Raw genomic sequence first — 22,296 nt, 5'->3', positions numbered from 1 at the left:
GTTCCAGACCTTTGCAATGTTGGATTGGTCTGGCGGAAACGACACCGGGCCGACCCCGCGCAAGGATGCGATCTGGGCCTGCATTGTACGAAACGGAAAAGCGCTTGACCCCGAATACCTGCGCAACAGGCAGATAGCCGAGCAGAGGTTGGATGCTCTGATCCGCGCCGAACTGAAGGCCGGTCGCCGCCTGCTTCTTGGGTTCGATTTTCCTTTTGGATATCCATGCGGCTTCGCGCGGGCGATGACCGGAACGGACGATCCGCTGGCGTTGTGGGATTGGTTCGACCAACATGTCGAGGATTCCCCGAAGGCCAACAACCGCTTTGATCTGGCGGGTCGGATCAACCTTCAGTTTGGCGGCCGTGGCCCGTTCTGGATGAATGGACTGCGCCGAGATATTGACGGCCTGCCACGCACCAAATCGGACTATTCAAACCCGTTCCCGAACCGTCGTGCCGTGGAGACTTTGGCAAAGGGCAGTTTCACCTGCTGGCAGATGGCGGGTGCGGGTGCAGTGGGCGGGCAGGTGATGATGGGCCTTCCGGTTCTGAACCGGCTTCGCCATCGGTTTGCCGAGCAAATCTCGGTCTGGCCGTTCGAACCGCTGGATAAACCAGTCTCTTTCGTGGAAATCTGGCCGTCTCTGACCTTGGGCGCGCCTCCGGAAGGGCGGATCAAAGATGACTGGCAGGTTGAACAAGTCGCCTTGACTCTGTCGGGTTTGACAGAGCAGGAGTTGGATGCGCAATTGAACGTCTCAGCGGCAGAGGAAGGTTGGATATTGGGTGTGCCTCAGGACAAGCCGAACATAACCCCGCCCCCGTTGCGGAACGATTGCTTCGCGTTGCCCGCCGGGGTCAACTGGACACCGGTGGATGAGGCGCTGGCCTGTTTGCGTGACAGGCTGCACCCGATTACCGCATCTGAGACGATGGCGCTGACCAAGGCATGCGGGCGCGTTCTGGCTGGGGATGTGGTCGCCCGACGTTCGAACCCGCCGCAACCGAATACGGCCGTGGATGGGTACGGGTTTGCCGGTCCCGCCCTTGATGGCCCACAGATCATGCCATTGATTGAAGGGCGCGCGGCGGCAGGGATCCCGTTCGACGGTGACGTGCCTGAAGGTCGGGCCTTGCGCGTGCTGACGGGGGCGGCGCTGCCCGCCGGTGTCGACACGGTCATTCTGGAAGAGGATGTCACGGTCAAGAACGGCCACATAGCCTTCCACGGCCCGCTGAAAAAAGGCGCCAACACACGGCGCGCGGGAGAAGATGTGACCGCAGGCGATATCGCCCTTCCTGCCGGGCGCAGGCTGACCCCTGCCGATCTTGCGCTGCTGTCTGCCGTGGGGATCGCCGAAGTCGACGTGCGCAAACCGCTTCGCGTGGCCGTGGTCTCTACGGGTGATGAATTGCTCGAAGCCGGAGAGAGCGCTGGTCCGGGTCAGATTTTCGACGCCAATCGCCCGATGCTGCTGTCCTTGATCGACCGTATGGGGTTCGTGCCCGTGGATATGGGGCGTGTTTCGGATGATCGGGACGCCTTGCGGGATCGATTGGATCAGGCCGCAGAACAGGCGGATGTGATTTTGACCAGTGGTGGCGCGTCAGCGGGTGACGAAGACCATGTTTCGGCCCTGTTGCGTCAGGCCGGAGCAATGCAGCACTGGCGCATTGCGTTGAAACCCGGGCGGCCGCTGGCTTTGGGTTTGTGGTCTGGCGTGCCGGTGTTTGGCCTGCCCGGAAATCCGGTTGCCGCCATGGTCTGTACATTGATTTTCGCGCGTCCGGCTTTGGGGCTGATGTCCGGTGAAGGTTGGGCTGAACCGCAAGGTTTCGAAGTGCCTGCCGCCTTTGAAAAGCGCAAGAAGCCCGGTCGCCGGGAATATCTGCGAGCAAGAATGCGGGATGGGCGGGCCGAGGTTTTCCATTCGGAAGGATCAGGCCGGATCAGTGGCCTCAGCTGGGCTGAAGGGTTGGTCGAAATCGAGGACGGTGCGCGCCATGTCAAACCGGGCGATATGGTCCGGTTCCTTCCGTATGGAAGTTTCGGGTTGTGACGGTCACGATTTCAAGAGGGTTCGCCAATCAGGAACGCGCGCAAGCGGCGGCACTGTTCTGGCAGGCATTTGCGGCAAAACTGGGCAAAGTCATGGGGCCGGACGAAAAAGGATTGGCTTTCTTTGAAATCGCATTGAACCCGGATTTCGCGTTGGTTGCACGGGATGAAACGGGCCGGATACTGGGTCTGGCAGGTTTCAAGACACGTGACGGCTCTTTTGCAGGGGGCAATATGTCTGGTCTGGCGCAGGTCTATGGTTGGTTCGGGGCGACCTGGCGTGCGTCGGTTCTGAGCGTGCTGGAGCGCGAACTGAAACCGGGCGTTTTCCAGATGGATGGTATTTTTGTCGCTGCCGAGGCGCGCGGCAACGGAGTGGGCACGGCATTGCTGAATGCTATCAAGTCCGAGGCCCGCAACCGCAACATGTCAGAGGTCCAGCTTGATGTCATCGACACGAACCCCCGCGCCCGCAGCCTTTACGAGCGCGAGGGGTTCCAGCCCATGGGTCAAGAAAAAACCGGACCGCTGAAGTATCTGTTTAATTTCAGCAGCGCGACCAAAATGTCGTGGATTGTCGGGTCGGATTAATCAAACGTGCCCGCCACGCGACCCAGCAACATGAATGCGCGGGCCGTTCGGGTTTCACCCAGTTCATTCAGTTCCGCATCGCTTGCCGTGGGTTCGAACTCGGCAATCATCTTGTCAAACCGACGCAGGAAATGGTGCGCGGCGTCGCGGAAAATCGGATCCTGTTTCATCCGGGCTGCCGTCAGCGCAAGTGAGGATCTGTCGCGCACGCCCCCCAGCGCCGCCACGGCGCGCCCGCGTGTGCCCTGGGCGAACTGGCGCCAGATTTCTGGCCGGGCCTTGTCGGGCCGCAGGTCATCCATGTAGATGCCTTCCTGGCTGAGCAGCGTCAGAACATCCTGTGAGGCTTGCACAAGCTGTGCCGTCTTGCGGTCCTTCAATGCAACACGCAGCGCATTGAACCCCTCGGTGTCATCCTGCGTTTCGGGGAAATTCAGGGCGCGGATGAAAACCTCGGTACTCAGCGGCGGTGTGATCTCTTCCGCAGGTGTGCCCAGTTCCAACGAGGTCTGGTCGCCCTGAGCGGAAGACTGCGCGGCCGTGGCAGAACGCGCCGTGCGTTTGGTCGAGAACGTCGCCAGGGCGTCTTCGGTTTTCCGTGTGGCCGCAGCGATTTCATCCAGCTTTTTGGTCACCGCAGGTTCATAGGTGCTGGAGGCGCGCTGCTGCTGCGCCACATAGGTCTGCCGGATCGCGTCGATTGCCGTTTGCAACCGCGCACTTTCCTCTCGCATCACCCGGCTGGCGCGCATCGCGGTGGCCGCAACCCAGATCATCGCCACGGGCATGAACACGGCCAGAAAGGCGACGACAAAGCCGCCGTTCTGCCCCTGACCGGGCAGCACGAGAAAGACGACCGACACCACCAGCCAGATTAGGCTGAGCACCAGTGCGGCAATCTCGATTTCGGTGACAGCCGGAGTCTTCGGGCGATCATAGATGCCCAGCGACGTCGGCTTTTCGGTTTCCGGGTCAGGTTTTGGCCCCGACATTACATGCGCTCCGGTCAGGCGTACTCGATACTCAGAATTTCGTAAGAGCGCACGCCGCCGGGTGTGCGCACTTCGACACTGTCCCCTTCATCTTTGCCGATCAGGGCGCGGGCGATGGGGGATTTGATGTTCAGCAGGCCGTTTTCGATATTGGCCTCGTATTCACCGACGATCTGCCAGGTCTTTTCTTCATCGGTATCTTCGTCGACCAATGTGACTTTTGCGCCAAATTTGACCGCACCCGACAATTTTGCCGGGTCGATGACATCAGCCAGCGACAGAATACCTTCCAGTTCCTTGATGCGACCTTCGATGAAGCCCTGTTTTTCACGGGCAGAATGATATTCGGCGTTTTCCTTCAGGTCGCCCAGCTCGCGCGCCGAGGCGATGGCTTCGATGATCGCCGGGCGTTCAACGGATTTGAGGTTCTTCAGCTCAGCCTCGAGCGCGGCATTGCCCGCAGGCGTCATCGGGATCTTTTCCATACTCTCTACGTCCACGCATAAATTGAGTCGCCCCGCCGCACAGGAGCGTCGGGGCGAATGTTAGATTGGCAGTTACCTGACCCAAATGCCACGTGAATTGCAAGAGGTGACAGCGTCAGCAGCGATCAATTCGCGACTTCGCGCCGTTTTGATTTGGGGTGGGGCCTGTGCCGATGATCGGGATGCCGCGACCTGCGCCAACGCTGCGATGGGGTGCAAAGCCAAATCATCTCAATCATATTGCACCACTTCGAACTCGATCCCGTTGTCATCGCGAAAATAGAACCGGCGCCCTGGTTCGTAATCGGCATGGTTGTGGGGCTCGAATCCTGCCTTGCGAACCTTGTCTTCGGTGGCATCGATGTCTTCGACCAGAACACCCACGTGGTTCAGCCCGCCGATCACATCATAGCTGCTTTCATCCGACTGCTTCGGGTCGTCAGGTTTGTACAGTGCCAGATACGTATGGGCCGAGCCGACATGCACGGTGTACCCGCCGGCAATTGCGGGGCCTTCCCAACGGGTTTTCCAGCCAAAGACCTTTTGCATCCAATCGGCCGAGGCCTTCGGGTCGCGGACAGTGAAGTTGGTGTGTTCAAGCGTCGCCATCATGGGATCTCCTGTGTTTTTTGGCTTGTCCCGACTCAGCGTAATTTCTAAACCTAACTTTAGGTCAAGGAATTTTTTATGAGGGTTTGATGGCGGCATCAGAGGGGCTGGCGATTGGCGCATTGGCCCGGCGCACAGGTCTGGCCGTGTCGGCCATCCGGTATTACGAAGCGCAGGGTCTGATTTCGCCCTGGCGCAACGCGGGCGGACAGCGGCGCTATCAGCGGGCCGATATTCGGCGGCTGAGCTTTGTCATGATTGCGCAGCAGTTCGGCCTGACGCTGCCGGAAATCCGGCGGGTGCTGTCGGGCCTGCCCGGAAACCGCACGCCGACGCCTCAGGACTGGAAGGCGATCAGCGTACAGCTGAGGGCCCATCTGGATCAGCGAATCGACACCCTAAAGCGGTTGCGCGACAATCTGGATGGCTGCATCGGATGCGGGTGTCTGAGCCTGCCGAAATGCGCGCTCTACAACCCCGATGACCGGGCAAAATCGCATGGTAGCGGTCCCAGGTACCTGATGGGGGATGCACCAGAGGGGTGATGTGTCGAATAGCGCCCTTGTTACGCCGTGTTTCGATTGACCAATGTCTTTCCGACCATGTAATCAGCCGTGAAACAAAATTGCGCAGATCATGCGGTGACAGCGCCAATTCGGAAAGTTAGCTAGGGAGCCCGCGATGGCCGAGATTGAACGCGAAGCGATGGAATACGATGTGGTGATCGTGGGTGCAGGTCCTGCGGGACTGTCGGCGGCCATTCGTCTGAAACAGCTGGATGCCGACCTGAACGTTGTCGTTCTGGAAAAAGGGTCCGAGGTTGGCGCGCATATCCTGTCGGGCGCGGTTCTTGATCCCTGTGGTCTGGACGCGCTGATCCCGGATTGGAAAGAAAAAGGCGCGCCGCTGAATGTGCCCGTGAAGGACGACAAGTTCTACATGCTGGGTGAAGCAGGCCAGGTCCGTATCCCGAACTTCCCGATGCCGCCGCTGATGCACAACCACGGCAACTACATCGTTTCGATGGGCAATGTGTGCCGCTGGATGGCTGAGCAGGCCGAAGAACTGGGTGTCGAGATCTTTCCGGGCATGGCTTGCTCGGAAATGGTCTATGGCGACAATGGCGAAGTCAAAGGCGTCGTAGCGGGCGTTTTTGGCCTTGAGGCAGACGGTTCCTATGGCCCCAACACCGAACCGGGGATGGAGCTGCACGGCAAATATGTCTTCCTGTCAGAAGGTGTGCGCGGGTCGCTGTCCAAGGAAGTGATCGCCAAATACGACCTGTCTGCCGGCAAAGAGCCGCAGAAATATGGTGTCGGCATGAAAGAGATCTGGGAGATCGACCCTGCCAAGCACAAGGAAGGCAGCGTGACGCACACGATGGGCTGGCCTTTGGGCAGCAACGCAGGCGGCGGATCCTTCATCTACCATCTTGAAAATAATCAGGTCTATGTCGGCTTCGTGGTGCACCTGAACTATAAGAACCCGCATCTGTACCCCTATATGGAGTTCCAGCGTTTCAAGCACCATCCCATGGTGGCCGATCTGCTGAAAGGCGGCAAGCGGGTCGCTTACGGCGCCCGTGCGATTACGGAAGGCGGCTATCAGTCGATGCCGAAACTGGTCGCGCCGGGCGTGGCGCTGTTGGGTTGTTCGGCGGGCATGGTCAACGTGCCGCGCATCAAAGGCAACCACAACGCGATGCTGTCAGGCAAAGCTGCAGCCGAGGCTGCTTTCGAAGCGATCAAGGCCGAGCGTTCGGGCGATGAGCTGACGGCTTACGAGACCGAAGTTCGCAATGGCGCGATTGGCTCCGACCTGAAGAAGGTTCGTAATGTCAAACCGATGTGGTCGAAATGGGGTCTGACCGCCAGCCTGATGTTGGGTGGTCTGGATATGTGGACCAACACGTTTGGCTTTTCGCTGTTTGGCACGTTGGGCCATGGCAAGAACGACGCGGAATCGACCGAGGATGCCAGCAAGCACCAGCCAATCGATTACCCAAAGCCGGATGGAACGCTGTCCTTCGATCGTCTGACGAATGTCTCGTTCGCAGCGACAAACCACGAGGAAAGCCAGCCCTGCCACCTGCGTCTGGCCGATCCCGAGATCCCCGTGAAGGTCAACCTACCCAAATACGACGAGCCGGCGCAGCGGTATTGCCCGGCGGGCGTGTATGAAGTGGTCGAGGATGAGAGCGGCCCGCGGTTCGTCATCAACTTCCAGAACTGCGTTCACTGCAAAACCTGCGACATCAAGGATCCCAGCCAGAACATCACCTGGACCACACCGCAGGGCGGCGACGGTCCAAACTATCCGAACATGTAAGCAAAAAACGGGCAATGGCGGCGCTGTGAAGGCTCTGCCATTGCCTCTTGCCTGCCGAAGCCCTAGCTTACCCCTCAGTCAACGATAGCAAGGCAGGATTTCGGTGTTTTCCCTGGTTCGTCGCGCGGCTTTGTCCGTGCTGTTCATGTCGTCGGTCGCGGTTCCGGCCTTTTCGGAAACGGGCGCCGGGTCTTATCTGGCCGGGCGGCAGGCGATTTACGAAAACGACTATTCTGCCGCTGAAAGATATTACGCTCAGGCCCTCAGGTTTGATCCCCAAAATGCGCTGTTGCAGGAAAGCGTTGTCGTTGCACGCATCGCTTTGGGGGAAGTGGCGCGCGCGCTGCCGATCGCCCAGCAGATCGAGGAAGCAAACTTGCCCAGCCAGGCAGCGCGTATGGTGATTTCGGCTAATCTGATCGCCGATGGGAAATTTGACGACCTGCTGGCCCGGGACCCTGAAACACAGGGAGTTGGCCCCCTTGTTGACGGCCTGATGATCGCCTGGGCCCATCTGGGGCAGGGTGAGATGACCAAGGCGATGGAACAGTTCGATTCTGTCGCCACACAGGATGGCCTCAGGGAATTTGCGCTTTACCACAAGGCGATGGCATTGGCGTCTATCGGTGATTTCGAAGGCGCCGAGGCGATACTTGCCGACAATGATGGAACGGTTGCCCGGTTCTCTCGTCGTGCTGCTTTGGCCCGCACCGAGATTCTGTCGCAGCTGGATCGCAACGAAGACGCCATTCAGTTTCTGGACGATGTGTTTGTGGCGGGCAGTGACCCGACCATCGAGGCGTATTTGAGCCAGTTGGCGGCGGGTGAAACACTGCCGTTCACCCATGTCCGATCCGCTCAGGACGGCATGGCCGAGATTTTTTTCACCGTCGGTGCCGCATTGAACAGCGAAGCTTCGGCCGATTACGTTCTGCTGTACGCACGCTTGGCCAGTTTCCTGCGCCCCGATCATGTGGATGCCATTTTGCTGAGCGCGGATCTGCTGGACAACTTGCAGCAATATGATCTGGCGGTTGAGGCATACCGCCTGGTCCCGGCGGACAGCAACGATCACCATGCGGCCGAATTGGGCCGGGCCGAAGTTCTGGACCGTTCGGGAAAAACCGATGCGGCCATCGAGGTGTTGCAGAACCTGGCTGCGCAAGACCCTGATTTTCCGGGTGTGCATGTCGCTTTGGCAGACTTGCAGCGCCGACAGGAAAACTATGCCGCTGCCGTGGCCTCTTATGACACTGCGATCGCGCTGACGGACAACGCGGCGGGTGGGAATTGGTTCCTGCATTATGCTCGCGGAATCAGTCATGAAAGGCTGAAGCAATGGGATCAGGCCGAAGCTGATTTCCGCCGGGCGCTGGAGCTGAACCCGGATCAGCCTCAGGTTCTGAATTACCTGGGGTATTCGCTGGTTGAGCGCAAAGAAAAGCTGGATGAAGCATTGGATATGATCGAGCGCGCAGTAGCTGCGCGTCCGGACAGTGGCTATATCGTGGACAGTCTGGGTTGGGTTCTGTTCCGTCTGGGGCGTTACGACGAGGCCGTCGAACACATGGAACGTGCGGTTGAGCTGATGCCGGTGGATCCGGTGGTCAACGATCATCTGGGTGACGTCTACTGGGCTGTCGGCCGCGCGCGCGAGGCCGAGTTTCAGTGGAGCCGCGCCTTGTCCTTCATCGACCCGGAAGACACGGACGGCGAAGCCGATCCGGATCGAATCCGGCGCAAGATCGAAGTCGGGCTGGATGCCGTTCTGGCCGAAGAAGGTTCGGAGCCATTGAAAGTCGCCAATGGAAATTAAGGCGTTTGCGCCCGCCAAGATCAACCTGACCCTTCATGTGACTGGCCGTCGAGACGACGGCTATCACCTGTTGGATTCGCTGGTTGTATTCGCCGATCTGGGTGATCGGCTGACATTCACCCCCGGCCCCGAATTGTCCATGGACGTTCGCGGCGAGTTTGCCGGCGGAGTCCCCACGGACAGCCGAAACCTGGTCTGGAGGGCGGCAGAAGCTGTCGGTTGGACCGGTCATATCCAACTGACCAAGTCCCTGCCCCATGGGGCGGGCATTGGCGGAGGGTCGTCTGATGCTGCGGCCACGCTTGGGGCCCTGGCAGATCAGGGCCACGACCTCCCGCAGGGCCTGCCGTTGTCATTGGGGGCGGATGTCCCCGTCTGCCTGGAAGGTCGGGCGATCAGAATGCAGGGCATTGGCGATCGTTTGACGGCGGTGAACCTTCCGCACCTGCCCGCCCTTTTGGTCAACCCGAATGTACAGGTGCCCACCGGTGCCGTTTTCAACGCGCTGGCGTCCAGAGACAACCCGCCAATGCCTGAAAGCGCACCTGAGTTTGAAAATGCCGATGAGTGCGCCCAGTGGCTGCGCAATCAACGCAACGATCTGCAAGTGCCCGCCATGAACGTCGCACCTGAGATCGAACAGGTTTTGGACGAGTTGACGATGACCAATCGCGCGCTCGTGGTGCGAATGTCAGGGTCAGGATCAACCTGTTTTGCGCTTTATCCGACGATGAAAGACGCGCATTTTGCGGCCTATGAGATCGGCGCAGCCCATCCTGATTGGTGGTGCCGCGCCACACAGCTCAATTGAGACGTGAAACCACGTAATCGGCCAATTCGCGCAACAGGCTGCGAATCTCATGATCCGGCAGCACCTCCAGCGACGCCTTGGCTTTGTTGGCCCAGCCCAAAGCGTCTTGCCGGGTTTCTTCCAGCGTGGCGTATTTGTTCATCAGACCCAGCGCTTGATCCAGATCCCCGTCCTGTTGGCGGCCCTTTTCGATCGTACGCTCCCAGAAGGCGCGTTCTTCCGGCGTGGATTGCGCCACGGCTTTGATGACGGGCAGGGTCAGTTTCCGTTCACGGAAGTCATCGCCAACATTCTTCCCGGTCGCTTTGCTGTCGCCCTGATAATCCAACAGGTCATCGGCAATCTGGAACGCGATGCCCAGTGAATCGCCATAGTCGAAAAGCGCTTTGACCTGCTCTTCCGAGGCACCTGCGATCACGCCGCCCACTTCGGTCGCGGCTGAAAACAATGCCGCTGTCTTGCCGCGCACGACCTGAAGATAAACGTTTTCATCCGTGCGCAGATCGGTTGCGGCCGTCATTTGCAGCACTTCGCCTTCGGCAATGGTTGCAGAGGCATTGGCCAGGATATCCAGAACGCGCAGCGAGCCCGTTTCCACCATCAACTGGAAACTGCGTGAAAACAGGTAATCGCCAACCAGAACGCTGGATTTGTTGTCCCAAAGCAGATTGGCGGTCGGGCGGCCCCGTCGCTGTGCGCTTTCATCCACGACGTCGTCATGCAGCAGGGTGGCGGTGTGAATGAACTCGACCGTCGCAGCAAGGCGCACGTGGTGGTCGCCGGAATAGCCAAACAGGCGTGCTGCGGCCAGTGTCAGCATCGGGCGCAGGCGTTTTCCACCTGCTTCGACCAGATGCCGCGTCACTTCCGGGATGCGTGGCGCATGGTCCGACGCCATCCGCGTGCGGATCAGCCCGTTCACGGCCTCCATCTCGCCCGCCAGAATTTCAGCCAGACGCTCATGCGGTTTTGAGATCATGTCGACGGTCATCACACTCCTGATACAAGGCTCGACTTTCGCCTCGCCTTGCCCTTACATCCATCCCCATGAAAGAACTGTTGCGCAGTACCGATCCGACAATCCTGGCCTTTGCATCCGCTCTCCTTGAGGGCGAGGATATAGACTGCTTTCAGATGGACGTAAATATGAGCATCCTCGAAGGTGGTATCGGGATCTTCCCCCGTCGACTGATGGTTCGGTCCGAAGACCTGACCCGGGCCGAGCGTGTGATGCGCGACAACGAGATCCCGCTGGGCCGATGATGCGCTTCGACGACAATGAATTGACGTGCAACGATTTCCTTGGCGGCCGTGTGCGATTGCTGCAACCTGCGTCAGGTTACCGCGCCGGGATGGACCCTGTTCTGCTTGCGGCATCCGTCCCTGCAAAGGTCGGGCAATCCGTGCTGGAACTGGGATGTGGCGCGGGGGCTGCCATTCTGTGCCTGTCCGCGCGGGTGCCGGGGCTGCAAATGGTTGGGATCGAATTGCAACCGGCCTATGCGGATCTGGCCCGTCGCAATTCGGAAATCAACAGCTGTGATCTGGATGTGATCGAGGCTGACCTGAACGCTTTGCCTGATGACCTCCGACAGCGGCACTTTGATCACGTAATCGCGAACCCGCCCTATTACCGTTCTGGGGCGCATAGCCCCGCCAGCGACACAGGGCGGAGCATTGCCCTGGGTGAAAATACGCCTCTGATCGACTGGATCACCGTGGCGGCCAAACGCCTTGCCCCTCGGGGGTTCCTGCACATGATCCAGAAAGCCGACCGTCTTCCCGATATGCTGACGGCTTGTGAAGGGAAACTGGGTTCAATCGAGGTGCTGCCGCTCAGCGCGCGGGTGGGCCGCGAGGCAGAGCTGGTCATCCTGAGCGCCCGCAAAGGGGGACGCGCGGCATTTCGCCTCCATGCGCCTTTGATTCTGCACGCCGGTGAGCGCCACGAAAATGACGGTGAAAGCTATACCGAAGCGGTCTCAGCCGTGCTTCGACACGCCGCTCCGTTGCCTCGGAACTTGTGCCATCGGCAATGACCAGCCGAATTTGTCGGATTTGTTACAGATTCTGTGCGTCTGCAGCGTGACAGGGTGGAAACGATGTGGTCAAATTCTTACGTGACATACAGACACATAAACAAGGAGGATCGCAATGAGCGTGAGCGCACATCTGACGGAACTGAAGAAAAAGCACGAATCTCTCGGTCTAGAAGTAGAACAAGCCCAACGCTCGCCAGGTATCGATGATCTCCATATTGCTCAGTTAAAAAAACAGAAGCTCAAGCTGAAAGAAGAGATCGAACGCCTGTCCGCTTAAGTTTTCAGGCTGGCGCGGGCCGCGATCAAGGCCCCGCCGGTGATCAGAAAGGCCGCGATCGCAAGCCCCCAGGACGGGGTCGCGATCCCGGCCACTACCAAAGCAAGGGTCGACAGTAACGGGGCCGCATAGGATGAGGTTCCGAGGATTTGAATGTCGCCTTGCTTGACGCCAATGTCCCAGACGTAGAACGCCAGCCCGACGGGCCCAAGGCCGAGTGCCAGCACCGACGCCCAGCCCAGTGCCGTATCGGGCAGTACAGTATCTTCCACAGCCAGATGCAGCAGACCCGAAGCCAGTGCAGCCGCAAGGCAGAATATTGCGACGGAACTGGTCGGCGTGCCCTCCAGTTTGCGTGATAGAACGGAATAGCCCGACCATGTCAGCGCGCAAAGCAAAGCCAATGCGTATCCGGGCAGGTATTGGGCCTGAAAGCCCGCGCCGCCACCCCCTGCAATGATGACAGCGGCCCCTGCGAATCCAAGGCAGGCCCCGATCAGGTGGCCGATACGCAGATGTTCACCCGGAAGCAGGCCCGACAGAAGCACAATGAGCAGAGGCCAGAGATATGCGATCAGCCCGGCCTCGGCAGCCGGCGCCATGCGCAGGGCCGAAAAATACAGCGCGTGATAGCCAAACAGGCCCAATGCGCCAAACAGGTAGGTCGTCCAGGGGACTTGCTTTAGATCGCTCAGACTACCTGTCGCCGTCGCCCAGACAAGCCCAAGCGTACCACCAATCGAAAAGCAGATCGTGTTCAGCAGCAGGGGCGGCGTGGGTGCCGACCCGACAGTGAACAATGCCAGCAAGGCCCATAGCAAGACAGCCACGAAGCCGATGGCCGTTGCGCGCATTTTGGTCATGGGCGGGAAACCTCTTCAATCGGTATGATTTTGAACTCATCCGATATATGCGCGGTTTTTTCAATCTCGGTCAGGAACCAATCGCGAAACGCCGCGATCTGAGGTTTCTTTTCAGCCCCCGGCAGGCACAGAAACCGGAACCGGCCTTGTGTTTCCAGGGCCACCTTGAACGGCGCAACCAAGCGGCCTTCGGTCAGGTCCTTGAGAATCATGGCGCGTCGCCCCAGTGCCACGCCGACACCGGCAACAGCGGCATCAATCGCGTGATCGGCATTGGAAAAATGCGCGCCATGGGTCGGAGTGAAATCCACCCCCACGGCACGGAACCAAGCGGGCCAATCGCAAGGCGGGGTCAGAAAGCTGATCGAATCGTCATGGATCAGCGGGGCCCCTTCAAGGCTTTCCGGCGTGGTGAATTGTTCCGCAAGTTCGGGGGTCATGACAGGGGTCAGCCATTCCTTTCTGACGGGAACGGAATACAGCCCGTCATCGGCCGAATTCCCGAAGCGGATGGCGACGTCCACGTCGTCCCGTTCCAGATCCATGTTGCGCAGCGTGGCCGAGAATTTCAGATCGATCTCGGGATGCGCCCGAGCAAATTCGTAAAGCCGCGGCGCCAACCACTTGGCGGTCAAAGCTGGGCCCGCGGTGACGGTCAGGCTTGTGTCATCTTCCTGTCTGCGCACCGCACGCCATGCGGCTTGCAAGGTGGCAAACCCTTCTGCCGTACCAGGCGCAAGGGCACGGCCCGCCTCGGTCAGTTCTACGGCGCGGTTCAGACGACGAAACAGCGGCCGGCCAAGGTGTTCTTCAAGCGACTTGATCTGAAAGGACAGGGCAGCTGGCGTCACATGCAGCTCTTCCGCCGCCTTCGAAAAAGACATGTGCCGGGCTGCGGCGTCAAAAGCACGCAACGCGGTCAGCGGAGGCAGATAGTCACTCATAGTGAAGAAAAACTTAACTGAAGTCTCAAGAAAGCTCGTTTGTCGTGTTTGTTTTTAGCCTCCATATTCACATCAGGTCAAACAAAACTGATTTGAAAAAAGGAGACTGCCATGATCGAGATGACGACGAATCCCGCCGCCCAGATGGCGATCCTGCGTGCCCACCAAGAGCGCAGCAGGGTGGTCTGGCAGTTTTGGGGATGGATATTCGGTTCCCGCTGATCGCAGCGCGCGCGTTCTTACGGGATCGGAAAGGGCCGGCCCAAAAGGACCGGCCCGTTTTTTGTTCACAACTCTGGATCAGACGAAGAACTGCGCACCGTTGGCCGAGATCGTCGAACCGTTGATGAACTGCGAATCGTCCGATGCCAGGAAGACCACGCAGCGCGCTATTTCCTCCGGCTCACCCAAGCGGCCGGCTGGGATCTGACCAATGATGGACTCGCGCACCTTCTCAGGCACTGCCATTACCATTTCGGTTGCGATATAGCCGGGGCAGATCGCGTTGGCAGTGATCCCCGCCCGCGCGCCTTCCTGCGCCAGGGATTTCACGATGCCCAGGTCACCCGCCTTGGTCGCAGCATAGTTCACCTGAGCGAACTGGCCTTTCTGACCGTTGATCGAACTGATGACGATGACACGGCCGAACTTGCGCTCGCGCATGCCGGGCCAGATGGGGTGCACGGTGTTGAACACGCCAGTCAGGTTGGTGTCGATCACGTCTTTCCACTGATCCGGCGTCATTTTGTGGAACGGTGCATCGCGGGTGATGCCAGCATTGGCGACGACCACATCGATGGGGCCAACCTCAGCTTCGACCTTTTCGATGCCCGCTTTGGATTCGTCATAATCCGCGACGTTCCACTTGTAGGTCTTGATCCCGGTTTCTTCGGTGAATTTTGCGGCTGCTTCGTCGTTTCCTGCATAGGTGGCCGCAACGTTATATCCTTCGGCTTTTAGCGCCTTGGAAATTGCTGCGCCAATGCCGCGGGAACCGCCGGTTACGAGTGCTGTTCGTGCCATTTATGACTCCTTCAATTTTAGTCGTCTTAGTAATGCTGTTACTCTGAGAGATGGTTGTGCGCAATATTGTTTCGTTTTGAATCTCGGTCTCCGGGCGGCAATATCGTCGCATCCAAGGGTTAGAACCTCAATGTAACAAAAAAAGGCGCCCACTGGGCGCCTAATTCTATTTGATTGTCAAAGCGCTTAGTCGCGCTCCACACAAAGGGCAACGCCCATGCCACCGCCGATGCACAAGGTTGCCAGACCCTTTTTCGCATCGCGTCGCTTCATTTCGAACAACAGGGTGTTCAAAACACGGCACCCCGAAGCACCGATCGGATGGCCGATGGCAATGGCGCCGCCGTTTACGTTCACGATCGACGGATCCCAGCCCATATCCTTGTTCACCGCGCAAGCCTGCGCGGCAAAGGCTTCGTTGGCCTCGACCAGGTCCAGATCGTCTACCGACCAGCCTGCTTTTTCCAGTGCCTTGCGCGATGCGTAGATCGGGCCGACGCCCATGATCGAAGGGTCCAGCCCGGCGGTCGCATAGGACGCGATGCGCGCCAGAGGTTCGATTCCCCGCTTTTCAGCGTTTTCGGCTGACATCAGCAGCGTCGCGGCCGCACCGTCGTTCAATCCCGAGGCGTTGGCAGCTGTGACCGAACCGTCCTTGGTGAAGGCCGGACGCAGTTTGGCCATCGCCTCCATGGTTGCGCCATGACGGATGTATTCGTCCTTGTCCATCACGATGTCGCCCTTACGGGTCTTGATGGTGAAGGGCACGATTTCGTCTGCGAACTTGCCGGCCTTTTGGGCTGCTTCGGCCTTGTTCTGCGAAGCAACGGCGAATTCATCCTGCATCTCGCGGCTAATCTGCCATTTCTGCGCAACATTCTCGGCAGTCTGACCCATGTGATAGCCGTTGAAAGCATCCCAAAGACCATCGCGGATCATCGTGTCGATATACTTCATGTCGCCCATCTTGTGACCGGCGCGCAGCGCGGCGGCGTGGGGTGACAGCGTCATGTTTTCCTGACCACCAGCAGCGACGATTTCCGCGTCTCCCAGCTGAATATGCTGGGCGCCCAAAGCAACGGCGCGCAGGCCCGAGCCACAAACCTGATTGATGCCCCATGCGGCGCTTTCCTGTGGCAGGCCGGCATTGATATGCGCCTGACGCGCGGGATTCTGGCCCTGGGCGGCAGTCAGAACCTGACCCATGATGGTTTCGCTGACTTCGCCTTTTTCCACTCCGGCGCGCTCGACAACTGCTTCCAGGACGGCAGCGCCCAGATCATGGGCAGGGGTGTTCGCAAACGAACCACTGAAGCTGCCGACACCTGTTCGTGCGGCGGATGCGATTACTACGTTGGTCATATGATCAGTCCTTTACCGTCATGGGCCAGCGGAATTTCTGACGGCGCAGGTCGAAAGGTGTCCTTTCGAAACAAGAGCGCCCCGTGATCCCCCGCTCAAGTACCCTTGCAATAGCGCAACGCTGCACATGCAGCAACGGGCAGCTTGTCTCAGTGTCGGAAATGGTAGGAAAATGTCGATGAACAGGCAATCAACTTCCTGTTTTTGATTTGTTTTCCTGTTTCCAGGGTTCCGCGACGCTGGGTGCGCCATACAAGAATCCTTGCAGGCAATCCACGCCACTTGCCATCAAAAACGCGGCATCCTCCTGCGTTTCAACCGATTCGGCCGTGACCAGAATCTCGAATTCACGGGCCACCGCGATCAGGGCCCGCACCAATGTCTGGTTGTCGGGGTCGGTGCTGATGCCCCGCACGAACTGGCCATCGATTTTGGCAGCGTCGAACAGAAACTCGCGAAAATGGCGGAAGCTGAAGTTGCTGGCACCAAAGTCATCCAGCGCAAAGGCGATGCCACGATCCTGCAATCGGTCCATGAAATCGACAACCAGCTCGGGCACCTGCATGGCCGAGCTTTCGGAAATCTCGAGAATCAACCGTTCGCCCAAGCCGGCATCTCGTTTCAGAAACCTGTCCAGTATTCTCGACCAGTTGGAATAACCGATCGAGCGGGCAGACATGTTGATCGACAGGCGTATTTCCGGGTTCTTCGCCAAGGTACGCAGCCCAAGCTCCAGCGCCACGCAGTCGAGTTCGCGGCCGATAGGCGTGTTTTCGACCTGAGGCATGAATTCGCGGGCCGGGATAACGCGGCCGGTTTCGTCCAGAACCCGAATGAACCCTTCGTAAAACGCGACACTGTACGGGGCGTGCGCCTGTATCACCGGCTGAAAGGCCAGTTTGCATTGCTTATGCTTCACGGCATCGGTTGCCATCTGCACAACCGAACGATCCCGTGTCGAAACTGCCGCATTCAACGGGCTGTCCGACCCTTCAGGCAGATGTGCCAGTTTTTTGCTTCCCATAAGCGCGGATTCCCATGTGTCCGGGACAGGTGTCCGGTCACAGTCTCGGGGCAAAGAGATGAATCTGCGGTTAAGGGGTCGGAAAAATTTCCGTCTCGCGGGCTCAGCGGGTGGATTGCCACGCGCGCGTCAAAGAAGCTGCCGCTCCAAGTATCGCGCCCATCGCACCTAGGGCCATCATTGCAAAACCCAACGCGATCAGGGCTGCAATGGCGCCCCCAAGGGCTGCGAGCATGGCCATCAACAGGCCGAACAGGCCGAAAAATGTTGAAATGGTTGCCAAACGATTCATACCGACCCTCGCTCACTCATACATGGCGCCTGTCGTCTGATATGGCGTTCAACGGCCGAGATTCAAGGCACAAGCAGGTTCCAGCCGGCCGTTTCAGGCCTGTTCTGCTTGTCCGCTGGGCAGTTTTTTGTCCAGATGCTCAAAACCTGGCGTTCCGCGGTCTTCCGGGTGGCGCGCCAGATGCTTGGCCTTGATCTGTTCCGAACTGTCCCGGCTGCCATCGTGGCTGTACCCCGGTGGGGCAAAGCAGTAGGCCAGCCGCTGTTTCAGGGTCAGGCCCGGCTGGGTCGCGTCGCGCCAGATGGCCACCCATTCGTGAAAGGCCACCCGCAGGGGATTGAAGGTGCCGATATTGTGCACCAGACCATAGTCCACCCGGTCGTCCTCCTGCTCGGGGACGAAGGTGCCGAACAGCTTGTCCCAGATGATGAACACCCCGGCATAGTTGCAATCCAGATAGCGTGCGTTGCGGCCGTGATGGGCGCGGTGGTGACTGGGCGTGTTCATTATGGCCTCGAACCAGCGGGGCATCTTGCCGATGGCCTCGGTGTGAATCCAGAACTGATAGATAAGATTGAGGCCACCGACGAACAAAACCATCGCAGGATGGAACCCAAGCAGGATCAGCGGGGCGCGTACGACCATCATGAAAGTGAACGTATAGGTCCAGGTCTGCCGCAGCGCGGTCGTCAGGTTGTAGTGCTGCGAGCTGTGATGGTTTACGTGGCTGGCCCAGACCCAGCGGATGCGATGGCCAAAGCGGTGGACCCAGTAGTAACGCAGATCGTCCAGGACAAAGCACAGGATGATAACCGGAATTGACGTACCTAGGTTCATCGGTGTGATCTGCCACAGCCACATGAAAAACGCATAGGCGATAAAGCCCAGCAAAAAACCCGATGCGATGTTTCCGGCCCCCATGATCAAAGAGGTCACCGCATCGCGTGTTTCATAACGCCCGCCTTTGCCTTTGACTGCGATCCACAGAAACTCGGCCAGAATTGCTGCGATGAAAAAGGGAACGGCCCATTGTACCGCATCGGGAAAACTAATTTGGTCTGTCATGCGGGCTCCATCAGGTCACGCCAGTGATGGCGTTCGAAATCGTCCAGTCGGATGAGTGTTTTGGGCACCGAGAATTCGTGAAACAGAATCTCAAAGCCTTCCGGATGATCCAGAAGATCATAGTCCACCAGATGCCGGGCCACGGTGTCGGCCCCGAAGGACCAAAGCAACCCATTGCCCGAACTGGTGCGCACCACCGCGGCGTGGCCATCATGGGAAACCGTGACGTCGACCACATCATCGTCCGGAAAGTGACGTGCCCATTGTGATCGTGCAATGTCGGGCGTAAGCCTTACCTGCTGCGACCTGCCGGTGAGATGCAATAACAGGGTGACACCAGCTATGCCGCCGACGACCAGCGCCAGTAGAATTTCAAGTGGCATTCCATCCTCCTGAGCGCAGAGTGCAAAGGAGTTGAAACTCTGTCAAAGGTGGCGTTGCGTCAGCTGTTTTCCAGCCGTTCCAGTATCTCGTGTTGCACCACACGTTCGACGAAAGGCACCAGCCCCTCGGGGCCGGATGTACGATCCTTCAGATGGATGCAGATATCTGGGCGGCGGGCGGCAATAATGCCCACCATTTCACCTCGGATCGTGTCGTCAAGCCCCGCGCCCAAGATGGCGCAGGCAATCCGGGGCTCGGCATCCAGCTGTTTCCGAACCTCGTCCGTGTCATGTGCGCCCAGCCACTGAATCGGCAGATGATCCAGTTGCCGCGCCACATCACCGATCACATTTGGCAACCGTCCGATCAGCAGTACGACGGGTTTCATCATTGCCTCCATTTCCAACAATATGCCTGCCCTGTCCGGCAGGGCAGGAACAGTATATCACGAGATTGAAAGGGGCTGACGCCTTTAGTTGTTGATCGAATAAATGGTTGTTTTGCCCTTGCCTTTTTCACGGGTCATTCGGGCCGTGGCCCCGTCAATTTCCCAAAGCTGACAATCCGTGCCCAGTGCCTTGCCGTCCAATACTCCGTTTCGGCACCAGAATTTTTTGTTCCAGACCCAGGTTCCGCTGAACGTCTTGCCGCTTTTCAGTTTGGCAGAAATTGTGCCGTCGGCATTTGCAACAAACACATTGCCCTGCTCGTCGACCAGCTTCTTTCCGACAATGTCAGCGTTGAACTGTTTTGCGGTTTTGATCCGTTTGTAATCGGCATGCGCGGTACCGGCGATCACCAGTGCTGCGGAAATTGCTAAAACTAATTTCATGTGTCTCATAAAAAAACCTCCCACTCTTAACGCGTGGGAGGGTAACACAATTCCGCGATTTTGCTAAACGCGTTAACTTTCGGCCGCAACCAGAGTCGAGATAATCGCCTTGGCGCTGTCGGAATTCCATTCGGCATCGCCGATCAGACGGGCGATTTCATTGCCGTCGGGGTCGATGATCACGGTGATTGGCAGGCCGATCACACCCATCTCGCGCGCAACGGCCTGTGAAGGGTCCTGATGGCGGGGCAGGTTGTCGATGCCGTTTTCTTCGAAGAACTTCTTGATCCCGGCAGGCGAATTGCGCCCGGTGGCCAGCGTCAGCACTTCGAACTTGTCGCCTCCGAACTCTGCCTGCAACTCGGCGATCTGGGGCATTTCCTTGCGGCACGGCGCACACCATGTGGCCCAGAAGTTCAGCAGAACGTATTTGCCTTTGTAATCCTCCAGCGAGGCTGTGCCGCCGTCATCCTCAAGCTCGAAGTCCACCGGCGTCACCGGCTTGGGCTGTGAATGCAGGATCAGACGCTTCAGGCTGTCCTCGCGCAAGGGGGCAAGCGTCTCGGCATCGGCGGCCAAAGCGGCGTTTGCACCCAGCGCAAGGGCCATATAAAGGGGGATCAGACGAATAAGGCGCATATCAACTCCGGGTTTTCCAACATGACCGATCAATCCTCGAACCAGATGTGGGGCGGCCGCTTTGCCGCCGGACCAGACGCGATCATGGAGGCGATCAATGCCTCGATCGGGTTCGATCAGCGGATGGCAGCCCAGGACATCGCAGGCTCGCGCGCCCATGCCGCCATGCTGGCTGCCACAGGCGTTATTACTGATAGTGATGCGCAGGCCATTCGGGAAGGGCTGCTCACCGTTTTGTCAGAAATCCAGAACGGTGAATTTCAGTTCTCGACCGCGCTGGAAGACATCCACATGAATGTCGAGGCGCGGCTGAAAGAGGTGATCGGAGAGCCTGCAGGCCGTCTGCATACCGGTCGTTCGCGGAATGACCAAGTTGCAACCGATTTCAAGCTATGGGTGCGCGATCAGTTGGACGCGGCGGAATCGGGCATTCTGGCCCTGATCCGCGCGCTTTTGGCGCAGGCCGAGGCCGGGGCCGATTGGGTCATGCCCGGCTTCACGCATCTGCAAACTGCGCAGCCGGTGACATGGGGCCACCACATGATGGCCTATGTCGAGATGTTCGGCCGCGATCTGTCCCGCGTCCGTGACGCCCGCGCCCGGATGAATGAATCGCCCTTGGGTGCGGCGGCTTTGGCCGGAACGTCCTTCCCCATCGACCGTCACATGACAGCGGAAGCCTTGGGCTTTGACCGCCCAGCCGCGAACTCGCTGGATGCGGTCAGCGACCGCGATTTCGCGCTCGAGTTCCTGTCGGTGGCCTCGATCTGCGCCGTGCATCTGTCGCGCTTTGCCGAGGAACTGGTGATCTGGTCTTCGGCGCAGTTCCGCTTTGTCACCCTGTCGGATCGGTTCTCGACCGGATCGTCGATCATGCCGCAGAAGAAAAACCCCGATGCGGCAGAGCTGATCCGTGCCAAGGTGGGCCGGATCTTTGGCGCCAACACGGCGCTGATGATGGTGATGAAGGGGCTGCCGCTGGCCTATTCCAAGGATATGCAGGAAGACAAGGAACAGGTCTTTGACGCCGCTGACAACTGGATGCTGGCGCTGGCGGCGATGGAAGGCATGGTCAAGGACATGACCGCCAACCGTGACAGCCTGGCCGCCGCCGCCGGTTCGGGCTTCTCCACCGCGACCGATCTGGCCGACTGGCTGGTGCGGGTGCTGGGCCTGCCCTTCCGCGACGCGCATCATGTTACCGGATCGCTGGTGGCCATGGCCGAGAAGAAGGGCTGCGACCTGCCCGATCTGACGCTGGACGACATGCAATCGGTCCATGCCGAGATCACAAATGACGTCTACTCTGTCCTTGGTGTCGAAAATTCTGTAAACTCACGCCAGTCCTATGGTGGCACGGCCCCGGATCAGGTGCGTGCTCAGGTTGAACGATGGAAGGCAATGGTGTGATGACCGTGCTGCGCGCGATTCTGATTGCAGGGTCCGGCCTAATGCTGGCCGGATGCGGAGCCGACGGTGAACCCGTTCAGCCGGCGCCCGCTCAGCCAACTGTCAGTGCAACCATCGGCGTTGGCTCTGGTGGAGCGTATGTAGGCGGTGGCGTAGGTCTAAGCCGTGGGCCGCTGGGGATTTACCTGGGATTCTAAGCCACTTTCATATTGCGCATCGGTTTTATATCCACCAACGTGAGGTGGCATGTCGGTGCGCATGTCATCCAAAGAAAAGATACTGAAATGAGAACACTAGGACTGTTTCTGGTATTTGCGGCTTTGACGGCTTGCGAACCTACATCGGCAAGACGCCCGGAACCTGCGGCAGAGCCCAAGCAATCGGGCACCGGAGTTTCGATCTCGGGCTATGGCCGGGTTGGAGTTTCGACCCGAAATTAAACTTGG

General features: G+C 58.8%; 27 protein-coding genes. 12 read left to right on the top strand and 15 right to left on the bottom strand.

From position 1 onward, the window contains the following. Positions 1-16: 16 nt before the first annotated feature. Both glp and GOW04_RS15400 read left to right on the top strand, forming a co-directional pair. Positions 17-2,062, top strand: a complete 2,046-nt coding sequence (glp, locus tag GOW04_RS15405; RefSeq protein ID WP_171233202.1) for a gephyrin-like molybdotransferase Glp — start codon at positions 17-19, stop codon at positions 2,060-2,062. After that, a complete protein-coding gene (locus GOW04_RS15400; protein ID WP_371814409.1) occupies positions 2,059-2,652 on the top strand; it encodes a GNAT family N-acetyltransferase in 594 nt (197 codons plus the stop codon). Before glp ends, GOW04_RS15400 begins: the two co-directional genes overlap by 4 nt. On the opposite strand, the gene GOW04_RS15395 is transcribed toward GOW04_RS15400, so the two are convergent. The 3 genes from GOW04_RS15395 to GOW04_RS15385 all read right to left on the bottom strand — a co-directional run bounded on the left by GOW04_RS15395 (position 2,649) and on the right by GOW04_RS15385 (position 4,741). Next, complete coding sequence (locus GOW04_RS15395; protein WP_171233136.1) at positions 2,649-3,644, bottom strand: hypothetical protein; 996 nt, start codon at positions 3,642-3,644, stop codon at positions 2,649-2,651. The two genes, GOW04_RS15400 and GOW04_RS15395, sit on opposite strands and share 4 nt — an antisense overlap. 14 nt (positions 3,645-3,658) lie before the next feature. After that, on the bottom strand, positions 3,659-4,129 hold the full coding sequence (gene greA / locus GOW04_RS15390; protein WP_170346321.1) for a transcription elongation factor GreA: 471 nt from the start codon (positions 4,127-4,129) through the stop codon (positions 3,659-3,661). Between the two features lie 231 nt (positions 4,130-4,360). After that, positions 4,361-4,741 (bottom strand): VOC family protein, encoded by a 381-nt coding sequence (locus GOW04_RS15385; protein ID WP_171206067.1) that lies wholly within the window; start codon positions 4,739-4,741, stop codon positions 4,361-4,363. Positions 4,742-4,827: 86 nt separating this feature from the next. On the opposite strand from GOW04_RS15385, the gene soxR reads away from it, so the two are divergent. From soxR to GOW04_RS15365, 4 genes are all read left to right on the top strand, one after another. Continuing rightward, a complete protein-coding gene (soxR, locus tag GOW04_RS15380; RefSeq protein ID WP_171119728.1) occupies positions 4,828-5,283 on the top strand; it encodes a redox-sensitive transcriptional activator SoxR in 456 nt (151 codons plus the stop codon). A gap of 136 nt (positions 5,284-5,419) precedes the next feature. Next, positions 5,420-7,066: an electron transfer flavoprotein-ubiquinone oxidoreductase gene (locus GOW04_RS15375; protein ID WP_171233135.1), complete on the top strand. Its 1,647-nt coding sequence runs from the start codon at positions 5,420-5,422 to the stop codon at positions 7,064-7,066. Positions 7,067-7,211: 145 nt separating this feature from the next. Further along, the gene (locus GOW04_RS15370; protein WP_171233200.1) at positions 7,212-8,882 is read left to right on the top strand and encodes a tetratricopeptide repeat protein; all 1,671 of its coding nucleotides are present in this window, start codon (positions 7,212-7,214) and stop codon (positions 8,880-8,882) included. Next, the gene (locus tag GOW04_RS15365; protein ID WP_171233134.1) at positions 8,872-9,693 is read left to right on the top strand and encodes a 4-(cytidine 5'-diphospho)-2-C-methyl-D-erythritol kinase; all 822 of its coding nucleotides are present in this window, start codon (positions 8,872-8,874) and stop codon (positions 9,691-9,693) included. Before GOW04_RS15370 ends, GOW04_RS15365 begins: the two co-directional genes overlap by 11 nt. On the opposite strand, the gene GOW04_RS15360 is transcribed toward GOW04_RS15365, so the two are convergent. Continuing rightward, positions 9,686-10,684 (bottom strand): polyprenyl synthetase family protein, encoded by a 999-nt coding sequence (locus tag GOW04_RS15360; protein ID WP_171171195.1) that lies wholly within the window; start codon positions 10,682-10,684, stop codon positions 9,686-9,688. The genes GOW04_RS15365 and GOW04_RS15360 overlap by 8 nt on opposite strands. Positions 10,685-10,740: 56 nt before the next feature. Here GOW04_RS15360 and GOW04_RS15355 point away from each other — a divergent pair, with 56 nt between their 5' ends. The 3 genes from GOW04_RS15355 to GOW04_RS15345 all read left to right on the top strand — a co-directional run bounded on the left by GOW04_RS15355 (position 10,741) and on the right by GOW04_RS15345 (position 12,012). Continuing rightward, the gene (locus GOW04_RS15355; RefSeq protein ID WP_152456800.1) at positions 10,741-10,956 is read left to right on the top strand and encodes a DUF2007 domain-containing protein; all 216 of its coding nucleotides are present in this window, start codon (positions 10,741-10,743) and stop codon (positions 10,954-10,956) included. Next, a complete protein-coding gene (locus tag GOW04_RS15350; RefSeq protein ID WP_171233133.1) occupies positions 10,953-11,732 on the top strand; it encodes a tRNA1(Val) (adenine(37)-N6)-methyltransferase in 780 nt (259 codons plus the stop codon). Before GOW04_RS15355 ends, GOW04_RS15350 begins: the two co-directional genes overlap by 4 nt. 115 nt (positions 11,733-11,847) lie before the next feature. Then, complete coding sequence (locus GOW04_RS15345) at positions 11,848-12,012, top strand: YdcH family protein (RefSeq protein ID WP_083445267.1); 165 nt, start codon at positions 11,848-11,850, stop codon at positions 12,010-12,012. Here the strand turns inward: GOW04_RS15345 and GOW04_RS15340 are convergent. The 11 genes from GOW04_RS15340 to GOW04_RS15290 form a co-directional block, all read right to left on the bottom strand. Next, positions 12,009-12,875: a DMT family transporter gene (locus tag GOW04_RS15340; protein WP_171233132.1), complete on the bottom strand. Its 867-nt coding sequence runs from the start codon at positions 12,873-12,875 to the stop codon at positions 12,009-12,011. The two genes, GOW04_RS15345 and GOW04_RS15340, sit on opposite strands and share 4 nt — an antisense overlap. Further along, the gene (locus GOW04_RS15335; protein WP_171233131.1) at positions 12,872-13,819 is read right to left on the bottom strand and encodes a transcriptional regulator GcvA; all 948 of its coding nucleotides are present in this window, start codon (positions 13,817-13,819) and stop codon (positions 12,872-12,874) included. The genes GOW04_RS15340 and GOW04_RS15335 overlap by 4 nt, the downstream gene beginning before the upstream one ends. 300 nt (positions 13,820-14,119) lie before the next feature. Then, positions 14,120-14,842, bottom strand: a complete 723-nt coding sequence (phbB, locus tag GOW04_RS15330; RefSeq protein WP_152456804.1) for an acetoacetyl-CoA reductase — start codon at positions 14,840-14,842, stop codon at positions 14,120-14,122. 186 nt (positions 14,843-15,028) lie between these two features. After that, positions 15,029-16,204, bottom strand: coding sequence for an acetyl-CoA C-acetyltransferase (locus GOW04_RS15325; protein ID WP_152456805.1), 1,176 nt, complete (start codon positions 16,202-16,204; stop codon positions 15,029-15,031). A 190-nt stretch (positions 16,205-16,394) separates the two neighbouring features. Beyond that, the gene (locus tag GOW04_RS15320) at positions 16,395-17,228 is read right to left on the bottom strand and encodes an EAL domain-containing protein (RefSeq protein ID WP_171233130.1); all 834 of its coding nucleotides are present in this window, start codon (positions 17,226-17,228) and stop codon (positions 16,395-16,397) included. A gap of 103 nt (positions 17,229-17,331) precedes the next feature. Continuing rightward, positions 17,332-17,520, bottom strand: coding sequence for a hypothetical protein (locus GOW04_RS15315; protein WP_171171185.1), 189 nt, complete (start codon positions 17,518-17,520; stop codon positions 17,332-17,334). 93 nt (positions 17,521-17,613) lie between these two features. Next, positions 17,614-18,585: a sterol desaturase family protein gene (locus GOW04_RS15310; RefSeq protein ID WP_152456808.1), complete on the bottom strand. Its 972-nt coding sequence runs from the start codon at positions 18,583-18,585 to the stop codon at positions 17,614-17,616. Next, positions 18,582-18,968, bottom strand: coding sequence for a hypothetical protein (locus GOW04_RS15305; RefSeq protein ID WP_171233129.1), 387 nt, complete (start codon positions 18,966-18,968; stop codon positions 18,582-18,584). The genes GOW04_RS15310 and GOW04_RS15305 overlap by 4 nt, the downstream gene beginning before the upstream one ends. 59 nt (positions 18,969-19,027) lie before the next feature. Continuing rightward, complete coding sequence (locus GOW04_RS15300; protein ID WP_152456810.1) at positions 19,028-19,357, bottom strand: hypothetical protein; 330 nt, start codon at positions 19,355-19,357, stop codon at positions 19,028-19,030. An 84-nt stretch (positions 19,358-19,441) separates the two neighbouring features. Further along, on the bottom strand, positions 19,442-19,801 hold the full coding sequence (locus tag GOW04_RS15295; protein ID WP_171233128.1) for a hypothetical protein: 360 nt from the start codon (positions 19,799-19,801) through the stop codon (positions 19,442-19,444). A gap of 72 nt (positions 19,802-19,873) precedes the next feature. Next, positions 19,874-20,440, bottom strand: coding sequence for a TlpA disulfide reductase family protein (locus GOW04_RS15290; RefSeq protein WP_171233127.1), 567 nt, complete (start codon positions 20,438-20,440; stop codon positions 19,874-19,876). Between the two features lie 21 nt (positions 20,441-20,461). Here GOW04_RS15290 and argH point away from each other — a divergent pair, with 21 nt between their 5' ends. The 3 genes from argH (at position 20,462) to GOW04_RS15275 (ending at position 22,290) form a co-directional block, all read left to right on the top strand. Further along, positions 20,462-21,850 (top strand): argininosuccinate lyase, encoded by a 1,389-nt coding sequence (gene argH, locus GOW04_RS15285; protein WP_171233126.1) that lies wholly within the window; start codon positions 20,462-20,464, stop codon positions 21,848-21,850. Further along, positions 21,850-22,047 (top strand): hypothetical protein, encoded by a 198-nt coding sequence (locus GOW04_RS15280; protein WP_171233125.1) that lies wholly within the window; start codon positions 21,850-21,852, stop codon positions 22,045-22,047. Before argH ends, GOW04_RS15280 begins: the two co-directional genes overlap by 1 nt. 87 nt (positions 22,048-22,134) lie before the next feature. Beyond that, on the top strand, positions 22,135-22,290 hold the full coding sequence (locus tag GOW04_RS15275) for a hypothetical protein (RefSeq protein WP_171229797.1): 156 nt from the start codon (positions 22,135-22,137) through the stop codon (positions 22,288-22,290). Positions 22,291-22,296 lie beyond the last annotated feature (6 nt).

The organism is Ruegeria sp. HKCCA4812 (genome assembly GCF_013034245.1).
Taxonomy (GTDB): domain Bacteria; phylum Pseudomonadota; class Alphaproteobacteria; order Rhodobacterales; family Rhodobacteraceae; genus Ruegeria.
Note: the sequence above shows the minus strand (reverse complement) of the source record. Positions and strands in the feature narration are given on the sequence as shown.